Raw genomic sequence first — 16,715 nt, 5'->3', positions numbered from 1 at the left:
ATGACGACGCCCCTCGCCGCCAAGATCGCCAAGGAATACGGCACGCCCTGCGCCGTGATCGACATGGACCGGGTCGAGCGCAACATCGCACGCATCCAGAAGGCCTGCGACGAGGCCGGCGTCGCCAACCGTCCGCACATCAAGACCCACAAGAACCCGATGCTGGCGCAGCTGCAGATCAAGGCCGGCGCCAAAGGCATCACCTGCCAGAAGCTCGGCGAGGCCGAGATCATGGCGGACGCCGGCATCGACAACATCCTGATCAGCTACAATCTGCTCGGCGACGAGAAGATGGCGCGGCTCGGCGCGCTGCAAGCAAAGGCCAACGTCACCGTCGCAGCCGACAATTCCGTCGTCGTCGGCGACCTGCCGAAGGCCGCCGCCGCCTCCGGCCGCCCGCTCTCGGTCGTGGTCGAATGCGACACCGGCCGCAAGCGCGCCGGCGTCGAGACCCCGGCCGAGGCGATCGCGCTGGCGCGCGAGGTCGCAGCCTCCAAGGGCCTCAGCTTCGCGGGCTTCATGCTGTATCCGACCGAGACCGGCTGGGCCGATGCGCAGAAATTCTATGACGAGGCGCTAGCCGGCGTGCGCGCCCATGGCCTCGACGCGACCTTCGTCTCCACCGGCGGCACGCCGAACCTGAAGAATCTCGGCAAACTGAAGGGCGGCACCGAGCATCGCTTCGGTACCTACATCTACAACGACCGCATGCAGGTCGCGGCCGGCGTCGCGACCTGGGACGATTGCGCGCTGCATATTTATTCCACCGTCGTCAGCCGCGCCGGCCCCGAGCGCGGCATCCTCGATGCCGGCTCCAAGACGCTAACCTCGGACACCGGCGGCCTCGAAGGCCACGGCCTGATCCTCGAACATCCGGAGGCCAGGATCGCGCGCTTCGCCGAGGAGCACGGCTTCCTCGATCTGTCTCGCAGCAACACCCGGCCCAATGTCGGCGACGTGGTGCGGATCGTGCCCAATCACGTCTGCGTCGTCGTCAATATGATGGACGAGGTCGTGATGGTGCGCGGTGACGAGATCATCGGTGCGTTGCCGGTGACGGCGCGGGGGAAATTGCGCTAGCCGCATCCAGCGCATTTACCCGTGCATCAGCGCCTGCAGCTCGCGGTCCAGCGCCGCGCGAAACACCTCGATCGGCCGCGCCAGGCGGCCGGCCGGCGGGCGATGCACGATCCAGGCGCGGACTGCGGGATTGAAATCCGCGATCTTCACGGCCTTGAGCCGGCTACGGATCGGGCTTCGTTTCAGCGCCACCGGCGTCACGAGGCCGATGCCGAGCCCGCGCGCCACCAGCGACAGCCGCAGCTCGCTGTCGAGTGCCTCGACCGCGATGTTGAACGGCAGATGCGCCGCATCGAATTGACGCTTCAGCGTCTGGCGAAAGCCGCAGCCGTCCTGGTTGATCACCCATCCGGTCCGCGACAGCCATTCGAGATCGACCGACTTCGGCGTCTTCATGTCGCGCGCGACGACGAACACCACCGGCTGCGCGCCGAGATCGTCGGCCACGAGATCGTCGGGCGGCGCGGTGCCGTCAGGCAAACAGATTGCAGCGGCATCGAGCTCGTTGCGGCTGACCCGCTCCATGTGGTTGGGCGACCAGCCGGAGACGACGCGCACCGCCAGCGCCGGAAATTCGCCGCGCACCGCATCGAGCGGTCCGGTCAGCCCGGCCTCCGACAAAAACGGTGTCAGGCCGAGCCTGAACTCGCCGCGCACCACGCCGTCATTGGCGACGCCTGACTTGAGGTCGTCGAGCATGCGCAGCAGCCGGCGGCCCTGCTCATAGGCTTCGATTCCCGCCGCCGTCGGCTTCAGCGGCTTCGATAGCCGGTCGAGCAGCTGCGCGCCGAGCATCTCCTCGAGATTTTGGATCCGCCGCGTCACGCCGGGCTGGGTCAGGTTCAGCCGCGCCGAGGCCGCGACGATCGATCCGGTCTCGACCACGGCGACGAACGCCACGAGGTCATGGGTGTTCATAATAATCTCGCATATTCTTCATCATCTTATTTGAATTGTAGCATATTATCCCGATCCCCTAAAGGGGGCCTCGCCACTCCATCGCGAGGTCCCATGACCATCTCCGAAGCCACCAAACTCTCCCCGGCGCGCACCGTCGCCGTGCGTCCGCTGATCTGGATCGGCGCCATCACGACCGGCACCGTCGTCACCAATCTCTTTGCGCCGCAGATCCTCGTCGGTCTGATGGGCCGCTCGCTCGGCATGACCGCGCTAGAGGCCGGCCTGATCTCGACGTTGACCCTGCTCGGCTACGCGCTCGGGCTGCTGCTGCTGGTGCCGCTGGTCGACCTCGTCGAGAACAAGCGGCTGATCCTGCGCACGCTGGCCTGCGCTATCGTCGCGGCGATCGGCACCGCGATGGCGCCGACGCCGCTGATCCTGCTGGCCGCCACCTTCATCCTCGGCGCGTCGTGCGCCGCGATCCAGATGGTGGTGCCGCTGGTTGCGTCGATGGTGCCGCCGGAGCGCCGGGGACAGGCGATCGGCGATGTGATGAGCGGCCTGATGATCGGCATCCTGCTGTCGCGGCCGATGGCGAGTCTGATCGCGGACAGCTGGAACTGGCGCGGCTACTATGTCACCTCGGCCGTGCTGATGACGGTGCTCGCCGCAGCACTGGCGCGCACCCTGCCGACGCTGCAGCCGGCGGCGAAGGTCAGCTACGGCGCGCTGCTGCGTTCGTTCCCGACACTGCTGCGCGAGGAGCCGGTGCTGCGCGTCCGGTCCTGGACCGCGGCGCTGGTGATGGCCTCGTTCACCGCGTTCTGGGCCGCCGTGGCGCTACGCCTGCCGGACGCGCCGTTCAAGCTCGACGCCAGGGGCATCGCACTGTTCGCACTGATCGGCGTTGCCGGCGCCGTCGCGACGCCGCTGGCCGGCCGCTGGGGCGACCGTGGCCTGGCACGGCCGATGCTGATCGGCTCGCACCTGCTGATATCCGCATCGCTCGCGCTGTGCGCTTGGGCCGGCGTACTGGAGTCGCGGATTGCAGCACTCGTCGCGCTGAGCCTCGGCACCATCCTGCTCGATCTCGGCATCACCACCGACCAGACGCTCGGCCGCCGCGCCGTCAACCTGCTGCGCGCCGAGGCGCGCGGCCGGATCAATGGCCTGTTCGTGGCGCTGTTCTTCATCGGCGGCGCGGTGGGCGCGGCAGCGGCGTCCGCGGCGTGGAGCTTTGGTGGTTGGACCGCGGTGTGCGCAGTGGCCGCGACGTTCGGTGTGCTTGGATTCATCACCGACCTCGCCACGAAGACCGGCTCGGAATGAGCCTATCCCGTAGGATGGGTAGAGCGCAGCGAAACCCATCATGCTTCCGCTGGGAAAAAAGTTGATGGGTTTCGCTTCGCTCTACCCATCCTACAGAGCTACGATTTCTGCACGAGCCATCGTAACACGCCCTTCCCAGCGGCGACGCCCGTTGCAAACGACGCCTGCAACAGATAGCCGCCGGTCGGCGCCTCCCAATCGAGCATCTCGCCGGCCGCGAAAACGCCGGGCAGCCGCCGCAGCATGAAATGCGCGTCGAGTTCGTCGAACCTGATGCCGCCAGCGCTCGAGATCGCGCGTGCGATCGGTGCCACGCCGGTGATCCGGATCGGCACCGCATTGATCAGTTCGGCCAATTCGGCCGGCGGCAGCGCGGCCAGCGAACGGCCGACGGCGACGGCCGCCTCCTGCAACAGCCCGATGCCGACCGGCGAGAGCTGCGCGGCCTTGCGCAGGAAATTGGAAAGGGATTGCTTGCCCTTCGGCGCCGACAGACGCGCGACCAGTTCGTGGCGCGCGGCATCGGGCCGCAACGCCACCGTCAGTGTCGCCGTTCCCTTCGCGAGCACCGCCTCGCGCAATTCCGCCGACAGCGCATAGATGGCGCCGCCCTCGATGCCGGCGCGGGTGACGATCGCTTCGCCGCGCACCGTATGCGGACCAATCGTGAGCGCGACGCCCTTGAGCGGCTGGCCCTCGAACCGGTCGCGGAAGATATTCGACCAGGCAACCGTGAAGCCGGAATTGGCTGGCTTGATCGGCGCCATGGCAACGCCCTTTGCGGCGAGGATCTCCGCCCAAGCGCCGTCCGAGCCGAGTCGCGGCCAGCTCGCGCCGCCGAGTGCCAGCACGGTTGCATCGGCATTGACTGTGCGCTGGCCGTCCGGCGTCTCGAACAGCAGTCCCCCTCGCGCGTCCCATCCGGTCCAGCGATGCCGGAATGCGAATGCAACGCCCGCGGCATCGAGCCGCCGCAGCCAGGCGCGCAAGAGAGGCGATGCCTTGAACGCCTCGGGGAACACGCGGCCGCTGCTGCCGACGAAGGTCGGCTGCCCCAGCGCCTCGCTCCAGACGCGCAGTGCTTCAGGCGGAAAAGCCTCGACCGCAGCCTTCAGATGCGGCATCGCCTCGCGATAGCGCGCAAGGAAATCCGGCAGCGGTTCGGAGTGGGTGAGATTGAGCCCGCCACGGCCGGCCATCAGGAATTTGCGGCCAGCCGACGGCATCGCGTCGTAGACAGTGACTTGTGCGCCACCTTGCGCGAGCACCTCCGCCGCCATCAGGCCGGCAGGTCCGGCTCCGATGACGGCGACGCTCATGCTCAGAGCTTGATCCCGGCCCGCGCGGCGGCCTGGGCGACATACTTCTGTGTCTGCTCGAACGCGCCCTGCAGCGCCTTCGCGGTCGACATGTCGCTGATCGCGTTGAAGTGCGCGGCGACGCCGTCCGGCGTCCATTCGGACTGCGGCAGGTTGACGCCTTCGGTCTCCAGCACGCGGATCACGGCAAACGAGCCGGCGCCGGCGCCCATGATGGTGCGGGTCGGTGCGTCCTCCGAGAGCAGGAATTCGACCGCGGGCGTGATCGCTTCCGGCTTCATCAGCGCCAGCGCCTGCGGCGGCAGCAGTTCCTCGGTCATGCGGGTCGCAGCGGTCGGCGAGATGGTGTTGACCTTGATGTTGTTCTTGCGGCCCTCTTCGGCGAGCACGTTCATCAGGCCGACCATGCCGGCCTTCGCCGCGCCGTAATTGGCCTGGCCGAAATTGCCGAACAGGCCGGACGACGACGTCGTCAGCACGATGCGGCCGTAATTGCGCTCGCGCATGCCGGCCCACACCGCCTTGCAGCAGAAGAAGGTGCCGGTGAGATGCACGTCGAGCACCTTGGCCCAGTCGGCGACCTCGAGCTTGGTGAACGACTTGTCGCGCAGGATGCCGGCATTGGCGCACAGGAGATCGACGCTGCCCCACTCCTTGGTGGCGCGCTCGACCATCGCGGTGACCTGCTCGAAGTTCGAGACGTCGGCGCCGTCGGCCATCGCGGTGCCGCCGGCTTTCCGGATCTCCTCGACCACGGTCTCGGCCGGCGACAGCGACCCACCGGTGCCGTCGCGCGCGCCGCCGAAATCGTTGACCACCACCTTGGCGCCGCGGCTGGCGAGCCCCAGCGCATGCGCCCGTCCGAGACCATTGCCCGCGCCGGTGACGATAGCGACGCGTCCGTCAAACCTGATTGCCATGCCGTAAATTCCTGTTCTTCCCTTCTCCCCTTGTGGGAGAAGGTGGCGCGCGCCAGCGCGCCGGATGAGGGGTCTGTCTCCGCGAGCTCAAGCGAGAGTCTTTGCGTGGAGACAGACCCCTCACCCGGCTTCGCGTGCCGCGAAGCCACCCTCTCCCACAGGGGGAGAGGGTGGAGACGCTCGCGATTGGCAGCTTTTGAGCAGCGATGGATGGCCGGGTCAAGCCCGGCCGAGACTGGCCAGGCGGCCACCGGGCGCGCTAGACCGAAGGGGTCATCGACCCGCAGGGTTTCAGGCTTTTGAGCACATGCCCGCTCCAGCACTCGTGATGCTCTTGAGCGTAGCTAATCGCACCGATCACAATCAAAGCGACTACGACAATTCCGGCGACGATGTTTTGCACCATGGCTGCCACTCCCGGGACCGCACCGCCTAAAGCGGGCATCATGGACACCGGGGAACACAGCCGTCAATGCGCTACATGGGCCAGAGCAGCGCACCGCCTGAAAAACAGATTGAGGTGGCTCGCTGCACCTCCCCGCTTGCGGGAGAGGTGCACAACCCTTCGCGGTTGCAACACAACCGTGTCTTGTGATCCTCAGCTGAAATAGATCAGGCCGAGCCAGTCGGCGACCAGCGCGGGCTTTTCCTCGCCCTCGATCTCGACCGTGACGTTGGTGCGCGACAACAACTCCTTCGGCTTGCGCAGCGTGGCTTCGGCCAGCACGAAGCGGCCGCGGACGCGTTTTCCGGAGCGCACCGGCGAGATGAAGCGCAGCTTGTCGAAGCCGTAATTGACGCCCATCGCGGTGCCCTCGAGCACCGGCATCACCTCGTAGGACATGATCGACATCAGCGACATCGTCAGGAAGCCATGCGCGATCGTGGTGCCGAAGGCGGTCTCCTTCCTGGCGCGCTCGGGATCGACATGGATGAACTGGTGATCCTCGATCACGTCGGCATAGGTGTCGATGCGGCCCTGATCGAGCATGTGCCACGAGGACACGCCGATCTCCTTGCCGACCATGCCCTGGTAGGTTTCCAGCAACACCGGCGGCTTCTTCCAGACTTCGTTCATTGGCTAACCTCTGCTAACCGGAGGTCCGCACCTTCTGCAGCTCCGGAAATTCTTCCTCGCGGAACTCGATCCCGCGCAACGCATCGCTTCTGACATCGTCGTGTTCGAGCCGGCGCAACTGCACGCGACGGATTTTTCCAGAAATCGTCTTCGGCAGTTCGGTGACCAGCTCGATCTTGCGAATGCGTTTAAACGGTGCGAGCCGCGTGTGCAAATGTTTGAAGATCGACAGCGCGGTCTCCGGCGTTCGTTCGACGCCTGATACCAGCAGCACATAGGCCTTCGGGACCGCCAGCCGGATCGGGTCCGGGCTCGGCACCACGGCGGCTTCGGCCACCGCGTCGTGCTCCAGCAGCACGCTCTCCAGCTCGAACGGCGAGATCCGGTAGTCGGAGGATTTGAACACGTCGTCGGTGCGGCCAACGAAGGTCAGATAACCCTCGTCATCGGTGAACACGACGTCGCCGCTGCGATAGATCTCGCCGTCGGTGCCGATCAGCTTGCCGTCGTCGCCCTGATAGCCCTGCATCAGGCCCGCCGGCCGGTCTGCGCCGAGCAGCAAGGTCACCTCGCCTTCCTTCGCGGCGTGGCCGTCATTGTCGGTGACCTGCACGCGATAGCCCGGTAGCGGCCGGCCCATTGAGCCGACCTTGACCTTCTGTCCCGGCGAGTTGCCGGCCAGCGCGGTGGTTTCGGTCTGGCCGTAGCCGTCGCGGATGGTCAGCCCCCAGGCAGATTTGACCTGGTCGATGATCTCCGGATTGAGCGGCTCGCCGGCGCCGCACACCTCGCGCAGCGAGACCTTGAAGCTCGCAAGGTCCTCCTGGATGAACATCCGCCACACCGTCGGCGGCGCGCACAGCGTGGTGACGCCGCAGCGGCCGATGATCGAGAGCAGTCCCTTCGCCTCGAAGCGTGGCTGGTTCGCGATAAAGATCGTTGCGCCGGCGTTCCACGGCGCGAAGAAGCAGCTCCAGGCATGCTTGGCCCAGCCGGGCGAGGAAATGTTGAGATGGATGTCGCCGGGCTGCAGGCCGATCCAGTACATGGTCGAGAGATGGCCGACCGGATAGCTGCGCTGGCTGTGCCGCACCAGCTTCGGCTTTGCCGTGGTGCCCGAGGTGAAATAGAGCAGCATCGGGTCGTCGGCCTTGGTCGGGCCATCGGCCGTGAATGCGTCGGACTGCTTGGCGGCATCCTCGAACGGCAGCCAGCCGTCCTGCGCCTGTGTCGCGCCGACCACGATGCGGACGAGCTTGTCGCTGCCGAGGCCTGCGAATTTCGCGACCTGATCCTGCGTGGCAACCACCGCCCTCGCCTTGCCGCGGTCGAGCCGGTCGCGCAATTCATCCGCGGTCAAGAGCGTGGTGGCGGGGATCACGACGACGCCGAGCTTCATCGCCGCCAGCATGGTCTCCCACAGCGGCACGACATTGCCGAGCAGCAGCAACAGATGATCGCCGCGCTTCAGCCCCTGCGCGCGCAGGAAATTTGCAACCTGGCTTGAGCGGCGCGACAGCTCGGCGAAGGAAAGCTTGGTCTCGTTGCCGCTGGCGGCATCGACGATCCACAGCGCCGGCCGGTCGCGGCTGTCAAGATTTCGCGCCAGTTCGGCATCGAACCAATCGAGCGCCCAGTTGAACGGCACCGGATCGGGCCAGCGAAATCCCTTCACCGCGGCGTCGTAGTCGGTGCGGTGCTTGAGCAGAAAGGCGCGTGCGTCCTGAAATGTGGTCATCCGGCTTCACCACGTATTCTGTCGTCATCCTGAGGAGCCGCGCATTGCGCGGCGTCTCGAAGGATGGCCACGGACACCATCTTTCCATCCTTCGAGGCTCGCTCCGCTCGCATCTCAGGATGACGGCGATTTACTTCGGGGCAAGGGCCCTAACGTGCTGGATAATTCCGGAAAAGTCGACCCCGCCGTGGCCCGACGCGTCGAAGGTCTTATAGATCTCCTGCGCGTGCTTGCCGAGCGGCGTGACCGCGCCGGCGGCATTGGCGGCGTCCTGCGCCAGGGTCAGGTCCTTGACCATCAGGTTCGAAGCAAAACCCGGCTTGTAATCGTTGTTGGCCGGCGACGTCGGCACCGGGCCGGGAACCGGGCAATAGGTCGTCAGTGACCAGCACTGTCCCGACGAGGTCGAGGCGACGTCGAACAGCGCCTGGTGCGACAGGCCGAGCTTTTCGGCGAGCACGAAAGCCTCGCCGACCGCGATCATGGAAATACCGAGGATCATATTATTGCAGATCTTGGCTGCCTGCCCTGCACCGCCCGCGCCGCAATGCACGATCTTCTTGCCCATGTTTGCCAACATCGGCTGGGCCGCCGCGAATGCCTTCGGCTCGCCGCCGCACATGAAGGTCAGCGTCGCGCCCTTGGCGCCACCGGTGCCGCCGGAGACCGGCGCGTCGACCGAGGCCATGCCGTGCTTGGCAGCCAGCACATGCGTCTGCTTTGCGCTTTCGACGTCGATGGTCGAGCAGTCGATGATCAGCGCGCCGTTGGCCATCGCGGGCAGCACCTCGTTCCAGACACCGAGCACGTGCTTGCCGGCCGGCAGCATGGTGATGACGACATCGGCGCCCTTCACCGCAGCAACGCTGCTCTCAGCGATCGCGGCGCCATCACTCCTGGCCTGATCGCGAGACGCTGCGACCAGATCGAACGCGGTCACCTTGTGGCCGGCCTTGACCAGATTGGCGGCCATCGGCCCGCCCATATTGCCGAGCCCGATGAATGCGACGTTTGCCATGGGAAGTCCTCCGCTTGCGACGTTTCTATTTGCTGTCGGGAAATTTCAATTCGTCAGCGCCGATCTCGGCGAAGTAAGGCGTGAGCATCTCCGGCGTCACCTGTTCGATCCGGGCCGGCGACCATGTCGGATTGCGATCCTTGTCGATGACGGCTGCGCGCACGCCCTCGCGGAAATCGTCGCTGGCGAACACCTCGAGCGCGGCGCGATATTCGCGCTTCAGGCACTCTTCCAGCGTCGCGGTCGCGCGCGCCAGCCGCAGCAGTTTCAGCGTCACCACCATGCCGCGCGGCGACTTCTCACTGAGCGTCTTTAGCGTGGCCTGCGCCATATCCGATCCGTCGGCCGTCAGCGCGGCGACGACGTCCTCCATCCGGCCGTGTGCGAACCAGCCGTCGATTTTGGCCTGCATCGCGGCGACAGGGCCAGCCCTCTCGCTAGTGGCGAAGCCTCCGATCAGCCGATCAATCTCGGCCGAACTCGTACCCGGCGTAACCTTGGTCAGCGCCTCGCGCAGCGCCGGCAGCTTTGCGCTCGGCACCACGGCGTCGGCGAATTTGGCGTAGATCGCATCGGGTCCGTTCATGGTGGTGCCGGTGAGCCCGAAATAGGTGCCGATCTCACCCGGCGAGCGCGACAGCAGATAGGTGCCGCCGACATCGGGGAAGAAACCGAGGCCGACCTCGGGCATCGCGAGCTTGGTCCGCTCCGTCACCACGCGGTGGCGGCTATGCGCCGACAGCCCGACGCCGCCGCCCATCACGATGCCGTCCATGAAGGCGACATAGGGCTTTGGGAACTTCTTGATCCGCGCGTTGAGGATGTATTCGTCGCGCCACAGGATCTTGCCGAGATCGCCCTTGACCTTGGAGCTCACCCAGAGCGCGCGGATGTCGCCGCCGGCGCACAGGCCACGCTCGCCCGCGCCCTCCAGCACGATGACAGCGACATCGGGATCGGCCTCGAACGCATCGAGCGCCCTGTCGATGTCGTGGAACATCTCCAGCGTCACGGCATTGATCGCCTTCGGCCGGTTGAGCCGGATAATGCCGGCAGAACCTTCCTTGCGCGCGATCAGGTCGCCCTCGGCTGCTGCCGCATCATTCATCGCGCGCCCTCGATCAACTTGCGCGACACGATCAGCCGCATGATTTCATTGGTGCCTTCGAGGATCTGGTGCACGCGCAGATCGCGCACGATCTTCTCGACGCCGTATTCGCTGAGGTAGCCGTAGCCACCATGCAGCTGCAGCGCCTGGTTGGCGACCTCGAAGCCGACATCGGTGCCAAACCGTTTTGCCATCGCGCACAGCATGGAAGCGTCCGGATCCTTGCGGTCGAGCGCGGCGGCCGCCCGCCACAGGAAGGTGCGTGCGGCTTCCAGCTCGGTCGCCATGTCGGCGATCTTGAATTGCAGCGCCTGGAATTCGTCGAGGCGTTTGCCGAATGCCTTGCGGTCCTTCATGTAGGCCAACGCCTTGTCGAGCGCCGCCTGCGCGCCGCCGAGCGAGCACGCCGCGATGTTGAGCCGGCCGCCGTCGAGCCCGGCCATCGCGATCTTGAAGCCGATGCCCTCCTCGCCGAGCCGGTTCGCGATCGGCACGCGTGCGTTCTCGAACATGACAGCGCGGGTCGGCTGCGCATTCCAGCCCATCTTGCGCTCGTTATTGCCGAACGACACGCCTGGCGTCTTGCCGTCGACGACAAGCGTCGAGACGCCGCCGGGTCCGTCGCCGCCGGTGCGCACCATCGCCACCAACAGGTCGGTGCTGCCGGCGCCGGAGATGAACTGCTTCTGGCCGTTGAGCACGTAATGATCGCCGTCGCGCACCGCGCGGGTGCGCAACGCGGCAGCGTCGGAGCCGGCACCCGGCTCGGTCAGGCAGTAGCTGGCGATCAGCTCCATGGTGCAGAGCTTCGGCAGCCATGTGTGGCGCTGGGTGTCGCTGCCATAGGCATCGATCATCCAGGACGCCATGTTGTGGATCGAGATGAAGGCCGACGTGGTCGGGCACCCCGTCGCCAGCGCCTCGAAGATCAGCGCCGCGTCGAACCGCGTCATCGCCGAGCCGCCGACATCGTCCTTGATATAGATGCCGCCGATGCCGAGGCCTGCTGCCTCGCGCATCACGTCGACTGGAAAGTGCTTTGTCTCGTCCCATTCGAGCGCGTGCGGCGCGATCTTCTCCGCCGCAAACGCCCGCGCCATGTCGCGAACCGCGATCTGGTCCTCGTTGAGAGCGAACTGCATCTCGCCGCCTAGCCCTGAAGGTTACCCCACCGTCTCATTGCGAGGAGCGAAGCGACGAAGCAATCCATTCTTCCACGCGGGGGATAGATGGATTGCTTCGCTGCGCTCGCAATGACGTTCCCGGAAATTACTTCATCGTCGGGATCGAGAACTCCGCGCCTTCCTTGACGCCGGACGGCCAGCGCGAGGTCACCGTCTTGGTCTTGGTGTAGAAGCGGATCGAGTCCGGACCGTGCTGGTTGAGGTCGCCGAAGCCGGACTTCTTCCAGCCGCCGAAGGTGTAATAGGCGATCGGCACCGGGATCGGCACGTTGATGCCGACCATGCCGACATTGACCTTGGCGGCGAAGTCGCGCGCGGCGTCGCCGTCGCGGGTGAAGATCGCGACGCCGTTGCCGTAGTCGTGGTCGGACGGCAGCGCCAGCGCCTCGTGATAGTCGTGGGCGCGCACCACCGAGAGCACCGGGCCGAAGATCTCTTCCTTGTAGATCCGCATGTCCTTGGTGACGTTGTCGAACAGCGAACCGCCGAGATAGAAGCCCTTCTCGTAGCCCTGCATCTTGAAGCCGCGGCCGTCGACCGCGAGCGTCGCGCCTTCCTTGATGCCGATGTCGATGTAGCTCTTGACCTTCTCGACCGCCTCGCGGGTCACCAGCGGGCCGTAATCGGCCGACGGATCGACCGAGGTGCCGATCTTGAGCGACTCGACGCGCGGGATCAGCTTCTCCATCAGGCGGTCGGCGGTGGTCTTGCCGACCGGCACCGCGACCGAGACGGCCATGCAGCGCTCACCGGCGGAGCCGTAGCCGGCGCCGATCAGCGCATCGACCGTCTGGTCCATGTCGGCATCCGGCATCACGATGGCGTGGTTCTTGGCGCCGCCGAAGCACTGGCAGCGCTTGCCGGTCTGCGCGGCGCGCTCGTAGATGTACTGCGCGATCGGGGTCGAGCCGACGAAGCCGATCGCCTTGATATCGGGATCGTCGAGGATGGCGTCGACCGCCTCCTTGTCGCCGTTGACGACGTTGAGGATGCCGGCCGGCAGGCCCGCCTCGATCATCAGTTCGGCGAGCATCATTGGCACGCCGGGATCGCGCTCCGACGGCTTGAGGATGAAGGCGTTGCCGCAGGCGATCGCCGGCGCGAACTTCCACATCGGGATCATCGCCGGGAAGTTGAACGGCGTGATGCCGGCGACCACGCCGAGCGGCTGGCGCATCGAATAGATGTCGATGCCGGGGCCGGCGCCCTCGGTGTACTCGCCCTTCATCAGATGCGGGATACCGCAGGCAAACTCGGCGACCTCGAGGCCGCGCTGGATGTCGCCCTTGGCGTCGGGAACGGTCTTGCCGTGCTCGCGCGCCAGCAGCTCGGCGAGCTTGTCGTAGTCGCGCTGCACCAGCTCGAGGAACCGCATCATGACGCGGGCGCGGCGCTGCGGGTTGGTGGCGGCCCATTCCGGCTGCGCGGCCTTGGCGTTCTCGACCGCGGCGCGGAGCTCGGCCTTGGAGGCCAGCGCCACCTTGGCCTGGACCTCGCCGGTCATCGGCTCGAAGACGTCAGCCGTGCGGCCCGACGTGCCCTTGACCTCCTTGCCACCGATGAAATGTCCGATTGAGCGCATGAACAAACCTCCCTGAAGCACCTGAATCGCCGCTCCTCGCGGCGGGATCGCTTTACAAACCCTATTGACCCTGCATTTTATGGGATTCAAGTCCGATAAATTGCACCATAGATGTGCGGAAATGCTGGATCAAGGCGGCGGCACAATTGACTGGGACGACTTCCGTTTCGTGCTTGCCATCGTGCGCGGCGGGTCGGTTTCGGCTGCCGCCAAGCAGCTCGGCGTCGATCATGCCACAGTGATCCGCCGTGTAGACCGGCTGGAGCGCCACCTCTCCGCAAAACTGTTTGATCGGCGCAAGACCGGCTATCTGCTGACCGAGGCCGGCCAGCGCGTCGCCGACAGCGCGGAGGCGATGGAATCCACCATCGTCGCCAACCAGGAGGCGGTCGGCGGCTCGCGCGCCCACCTCACCGGCACGGTGCGGATCGGCGCTCCCGACGGCTTCGGCAGCCACTTTTTGGCCTCGCGGCTGGTCAAGTTCACCGAGCGGTATCCCGATCTCGATCTGCAGCTCGTCGCCACCGCGCGGCTGTTCTCGCTCTCCAAGCGCGAGGCCGACATCGCGATCAGCCTGACCATGCCGAAGGAAGGCCGCATCGTCGGCCGCAAGCTCCTGGACTACACGCTCGGGCTTTATGCCGCACCCGCCTATCTCGCCCAGGCGCCGGCAATTGCTGCGCGCGCCGACCTGCCGCGGCATCGGTTCGTCGGCTATATCGAGGAGCTCCTGTTCACGCCGGAGCTCGACTATCTGCCGCAGGTCTCGCCAAAGATCTCGGCGAAATTCCGCAGCGCCAATCTGATCGCGCAGCTCAACGCCACCATCGCCGGCTTCGGCATCGCCGTGCTGCCGCACTTCATGGCAACGGCCCACCCCGAGTTGCAGCCGGTGCTGCCGGACGAGGTGCGGATCTCCCGCACCTTCTGGCTGCTGATGCACGCCGACAGCAAGGACCTCGCCCGCATCCGCGCGGTGGCGGACTACGTCTACGAGACCGTGGAAGCCGAGCGCGCGCTTTTTAGCGGGGTGTGAGGTGGACACCGTGTTATTCCCGTCATCCTGAGGAGCGCGTAGCGCGTCTCGAAGGATGCACGGCCCGGCTGGTGGCCGTCGACCCTTCGAGACGCGCGCGATGCGCGCTCCTCAGGGTGACGGATCGAATATTAGGCGCGCTGCACCAGTTGGCGCTTAAAGCGCTAATTCACCTTCTTCTTCGCCGGTGCCTTGGCCCCGGCGGCACGTCCCAGCACCGCCTCGCGGCCCGCGCTCAGGATCTCGTCGGACATTTCGCCGCTGCCGGCGATGCGCGACATCACGATGGTGCCCATCATGGTCGCCAGCGTCGCCATCGCCTGCTTGCGGGCGGTCTTGCGCGGCACGTCGATGATCTGGTCGGCCATCATGTCGATCATCTGGTCGAGCTTGAGGGCGAACGCCTTGCGGGTCTTCGGGCTCTCGCGGGCGATCTCGGCGCCGAGCGCCGGGATCGCGCAGCCCTGGCCGGGATCGTCGCGGTGCACCGCCGAAAGATAGCCGTCGATGATGGTCGAAAGTCGCTTCTCCGGCGGCGTGTCCGCGGCGACCTTGCGCCAGCGCTCGATGGCGCGGTCCATCGCGTAGCTGAAGGCCTCGATCACCAGCGCCTCGCGCGAGTCGAAATGCGCGTAGAAGCCGCCATGGGTCAGGCCGGCGTCCTTCATCAGGTCCGCGACGCCGATGCCGTGGGCGCCCCGCTCGCGCAGCCGCGTCGCGGCCTTCTTGACGATCCGCGCGTGGGTCTCCTGCTTGTGTTCTTTCGAATAGCGCATGCCGGTCTCATGGAATGTTTCTAATCATATAATAGCAGATTTGCGGCCGGAATGCTGCAGTTATTTCGCCTTGTCGGCCACTTTCGGTTCCCCGCCGAGCATCGAAAACATCGCGGTCGCGTGCACCGCAAGATTGCCCTTGCCGTCGCGGACGAAGCCCTCGGTGTAGCTGGTCTGGCGCCCGAGCTTGATCACCTTGCCTTCGGCGCTGATGGTGCCCGACCGTGCCGACAGCGGCCGCAGATAGGTCAGCTTGAGGTCGAGCGTCACCGAAGTCTGCCCCGCCGGCAGCATGGTCGAGATCGCACAGCCCATCGCGGTATCGAGCAGCGCCGCGGCGGTGGCGCCGTGCAGCAGGCCGATGGTGTTTTCCAGGCTCTCATGCGGCTCGAGTTCCATCACGATGCGCCCCTGCTCGACCACGGCCATGCGGAAGCCGATCAGCTTGGCCATCGGCGGGCGGCGGCAACCGGCCGTCGCGGATCGCGCGCATCGCCTCGATCCCGGACATCGACAGCGCCGCTTTCGCCACCGGTCCGGGCGCCTGCCATTCCACCACGCGGGTGCGCGTTAGATCGGGCGAACGAAGATCGATGCTTTCGGCGGCGGTCATGACGGCTCCATTTATATGACGACTATAATTCTATAGATCCGCATCCCTCGGCGCAACCGCCGCACCCGGTCCCTTGACAGAGCCATGCTTTGTCCGGGACATGGCGCAAGTCATTCCGGGGCGACGCAAGCACCAGACCCGGAATCTCGAGATTCCGGGTCTGGTGCTTGCGCACCATCCCGAAATGACTTGTCGATCCATTCCTGCGCCGGGGCTTTTCCATGGACATGCTCAATCCCCACTGCGGCATCGCCCGCGACGACAGAGGCGTCGTCCGCCTCACCATCTGCAACGCCGGCAAGCTGAACATCGTGAGTTCCGCGGTCACCAACGGCGTGCGCGAGGGTTTTGAGCATCTGGCCGCCGATCCGAGCATCCGCGCGGTGATCCTGGCCGGCGAAAGCGAGCGCAGCATGATCGGCGGCGCCGACATCAAGGAGATGGCGACGCTCGACCAGACATCCGCCGAAGCATTCATCAGCCGACTGCGCGACCTCTGCGAGGCCGTGCGCAAATTCCCGGCGCCGGTGATCGCCCGCCTGCCCGGCTGGTGCCTCGGCGGCGGCCTCGAGGTCGCGGCCGCCTGCGACGTCCGCGTCGCCGCGCATGACGCGATGTTCGGCATGCCCGAGGTGCGCGTCGGCATCCCCTCGGTGATCCACGCCGCGCTGCTGCCGCGCCTGATCGGCTGGGGCCGCGCCCGCTGGCTGATGATGACCGCGGAGAACATCGACGCCCAAACCGCACTCGCCTGGGGCCTGGTCGACACCGTGGCAAAGCCCGGCGGCCTCGACGACGCCGTCGAACGCACCGTCAAGGCGCTGCTGGAATGCGGCCCCGAGGCGCTACGCATCCAGAAGGACCTGCTGCGGCAATGGGAAGAGCTGCCGCTGACCGAGTCGGTGAACCTCAGCGTCGGCGTGTTCGGAAAGTCGTTTCAGACCGGCGAGCCGCAGCGCCTGCTGCAGGGATTTTTGGACCGGAAGCGGTAGCGGTTCAGCACCTGTGGCCCGTATGAGCGCCGCGACATGTCA

Annotated in this window: 15 protein-coding genes and 1 pseudogene; 4 read left to right on the top strand and 12 right to left on the bottom strand. The window is 66.1% G+C overall.

The genetic code is table 11. The annotated features are described in order from the left end of the window. Complete coding sequence (locus tag ACVMIH_RS03820) at positions 1-1,080, top strand: D-TA family PLP-dependent enzyme (RefSeq protein ID WP_456860791.1); 1,080 nt, start codon at positions 1-3, stop codon at positions 1,078-1,080. A gap of 15 nt (positions 1,081-1,095) precedes the next feature. Here the strand turns inward: ACVMIH_RS03820 and ACVMIH_RS03815 are convergent, their stop codons facing one another. Then, on the bottom strand, positions 1,096-1,998 hold the full coding sequence (locus ACVMIH_RS03815) for a LysR family transcriptional regulator (protein ID WP_229191197.1): 903 nt from the start codon (positions 1,996-1,998) through the stop codon (positions 1,096-1,098). A gap of 93 nt (positions 1,999-2,091) precedes the next feature. Here ACVMIH_RS03815 and ACVMIH_RS03810 point away from each other — a divergent pair, with 93 nt between their 5' ends. Then, positions 2,092-3,309: an MFS transporter gene (locus tag ACVMIH_RS03810; RefSeq protein ID WP_225641321.1), complete on the top strand. Its 1,218-nt coding sequence runs from the start codon at positions 2,092-2,094 to the stop codon at positions 3,307-3,309. A 98-nt stretch (positions 3,310-3,407) separates the two neighbouring features. Here the strand turns inward: ACVMIH_RS03810 and ACVMIH_RS03805 are convergent, their stop codons facing one another. From ACVMIH_RS03805 to ACVMIH_RS03765, 9 genes are all read right to left on the bottom strand, one after another. After that, on the bottom strand, positions 3,408-4,628 hold the full coding sequence (locus ACVMIH_RS03805) for an NAD(P)/FAD-dependent oxidoreductase (protein ID WP_456827441.1): 1,221 nt from the start codon (positions 4,626-4,628) through the stop codon (positions 3,408-3,410). Positions 4,629-4,630: 2 nt separating this feature from the next. Continuing rightward, on the bottom strand, positions 4,631-5,548 hold the full coding sequence (locus tag ACVMIH_RS03800; RefSeq protein ID WP_057019767.1) for an SDR family NAD(P)-dependent oxidoreductase: 918 nt from the start codon (positions 5,546-5,548) through the stop codon (positions 4,631-4,633). 259 nt (positions 5,549-5,807) lie between these two features. Continuing rightward, entirely contained in the window at positions 5,808-5,954 is a 147-nt protein-coding gene (locus tag ACVMIH_RS03795; protein ID WP_229191194.1) for a hypothetical protein, read from the bottom strand. Positions 5,955-6,146: 192 nt separating this feature from the next. Beyond that, positions 6,147-6,626: a MaoC family dehydratase gene (locus ACVMIH_RS03790; RefSeq protein WP_456827440.1), complete on the bottom strand. Its 480-nt coding sequence runs from the start codon at positions 6,624-6,626 to the stop codon at positions 6,147-6,149. 13 nt (positions 6,627-6,639) lie between these two features. Further along, complete coding sequence (locus tag ACVMIH_RS03785) at positions 6,640-8,364, bottom strand: AMP-binding protein (protein WP_456784663.1); 1,725 nt, start codon at positions 8,362-8,364, stop codon at positions 6,640-6,642. Between the two features lie 130 nt (positions 8,365-8,494). Continuing rightward, positions 8,495-9,382: a 3-hydroxyisobutyrate dehydrogenase gene (mmsB, locus tag ACVMIH_RS03780; protein WP_456827439.1), complete on the bottom strand. Its 888-nt coding sequence runs from the start codon at positions 9,380-9,382 to the stop codon at positions 8,495-8,497. Between the two features lie 25 nt (positions 9,383-9,407). After that, on the bottom strand, positions 9,408-10,490 hold the full coding sequence (locus tag ACVMIH_RS03775; protein ID WP_456827438.1) for an enoyl-CoA hydratase/isomerase family protein: 1,083 nt from the start codon (positions 10,488-10,490) through the stop codon (positions 9,408-9,410). Then, on the bottom strand, positions 10,487-11,632 hold the full coding sequence (locus ACVMIH_RS03770) for an isobutyryl-CoA dehydrogenase (protein ID WP_057019762.1): 1,146 nt from the start codon (positions 11,630-11,632) through the stop codon (positions 10,487-10,489). The genes ACVMIH_RS03775 and ACVMIH_RS03770 overlap by 4 nt, the downstream gene beginning before the upstream one ends. Before the next feature lie 127 nt (positions 11,633-11,759). After that, the gene (locus tag ACVMIH_RS03765; RefSeq protein WP_057020030.1) at positions 11,760-13,256 is read right to left on the bottom strand and encodes a CoA-acylating methylmalonate-semialdehyde dehydrogenase; all 1,497 of its coding nucleotides are present in this window, start codon (positions 13,254-13,256) and stop codon (positions 11,760-11,762) included. A gap of 121 nt (positions 13,257-13,377) precedes the next feature. Here ACVMIH_RS03765 and ACVMIH_RS03760 point away from each other — a divergent pair, with 121 nt between their 5' ends. Further along, on the top strand, positions 13,378-14,292 hold the full coding sequence (locus ACVMIH_RS03760) for a LysR family transcriptional regulator (RefSeq protein ID WP_456827437.1): 915 nt from the start codon (positions 13,378-13,380) through the stop codon (positions 14,290-14,292). A 164-nt stretch (positions 14,293-14,456) separates the two neighbouring features. Here ACVMIH_RS03760 and ACVMIH_RS03755 read toward each other — a convergent pair whose 3' ends face one another. Beyond that, a complete protein-coding gene (locus tag ACVMIH_RS03755) occupies positions 14,457-15,068 on the bottom strand; it encodes a TetR/AcrR family transcriptional regulator (protein ID WP_253609110.1) in 612 nt (203 codons plus the stop codon). Positions 15,069-15,128: 60 nt separating this feature from the next. Beyond that, a pseudogene (locus tag ACVMIH_RS03750) lies at positions 15,129-15,681 on the bottom strand (PaaI family thioesterase). Between the two features lie 221 nt (positions 15,682-15,902). Here ACVMIH_RS03750 and ACVMIH_RS03745 point away from each other — a divergent pair. Beyond that, positions 15,903-16,673, top strand: a complete 771-nt coding sequence (locus tag ACVMIH_RS03745; protein WP_456860789.1) for an enoyl-CoA hydratase — start codon at positions 15,903-15,905, stop codon at positions 16,671-16,673. Positions 16,674-16,715: the final 42 nt, after the last annotated feature.

The sequence above is a fragment of the Bradyrhizobium sp. USDA 4503 genome (assembly GCF_054055815.1).
Note: the sequence above shows the minus strand (reverse complement) of the source record. Positions and strands in the feature narration are given on the sequence as shown.

Coding starts and splice junctions, on each gene's coding strand:
- ACVMIH_RS03775 (WP_456827438.1), bottom strand. CDS start 10,490: ATGAATGATGCGGCAGCAGCCGAGGGCGACCTGATCGCGCGCAAGGAA.
- ACVMIH_RS03815 (WP_229191197.1), bottom strand. CDS start 1,998: ATGAACACCCATGACCTCGTGGCGTTCGTCGCCGTGGTCGAGACCGGA.
- ACVMIH_RS03745 (WP_456860789.1), top strand. CDS start 15,903: ATGGACATGCTCAATCCCCACTGCGGCATCGCCCGCGACGACAGAGGC.
- ACVMIH_RS03795 (WP_229191194.1), bottom strand. CDS start 5,954: ATGGTGCAAAACATCGTCGCCGGAATTGTCGTAGTCGCTTTGATTGTG.
- ACVMIH_RS03820 (WP_456860791.1), top strand. CDS start 1: ATGACGACGCCCCTCGCCGCCAAGATCGCCAAGGAATACGGCACGCCC.
- ACVMIH_RS03800 (WP_057019767.1), bottom strand. CDS start 5,548: ATGGCAATCAGGTTTGACGGACGCGTCGCTATCGTCACCGGCGCGGGC.
- ACVMIH_RS03755 (WP_253609110.1), bottom strand. CDS start 15,068: ATGCGCTATTCGAAAGAACACAAGCAGGAGACCCACGCGCGGATCGTC.
- mmsB (WP_456827439.1), bottom strand. CDS start 9,382: ATGGCAAACGTCGCATTCATCGGGCTCGGCAATATGGGCGGGCCGATG.
- ACVMIH_RS03760 (WP_456827437.1), top strand. CDS start 13,378: ATGCTGGATCAAGGCGGCGGCACAATTGACTGGGACGACTTCCGTTTC.
- ACVMIH_RS03770 (WP_057019762.1), bottom strand. CDS start 11,632: ATGCAGTTCGCTCTCAACGAGGACCAGATCGCGGTTCGCGACATGGCG.
- ACVMIH_RS03790 (WP_456827440.1), bottom strand. CDS start 6,626: ATGAACGAAGTCTGGAAGAAGCCGCCGGTGTTGCTGGAAACCTACCAG.
- ACVMIH_RS03805 (WP_456827441.1), bottom strand. CDS start 4,628: ATGAGCGTCGCCGTCATCGGAGCCGGACCTGCCGGCCTGATGGCGGCG.
- ACVMIH_RS03765 (WP_057020030.1), bottom strand. CDS start 13,256: ATGCGCTCAATCGGACATTTCATCGGTGGCAAGGAGGTCAAGGGCACG.
- ACVMIH_RS03810 (WP_225641321.1), top strand. CDS start 2,092: ATGACCATCTCCGAAGCCACCAAACTCTCCCCGGCGCGCACCGTCGCC.
- ACVMIH_RS03785 (WP_456784663.1), bottom strand. CDS start 8,364: ATGACCACATTTCAGGACGCACGCGCCTTTCTGCTCAAGCACCGCACC.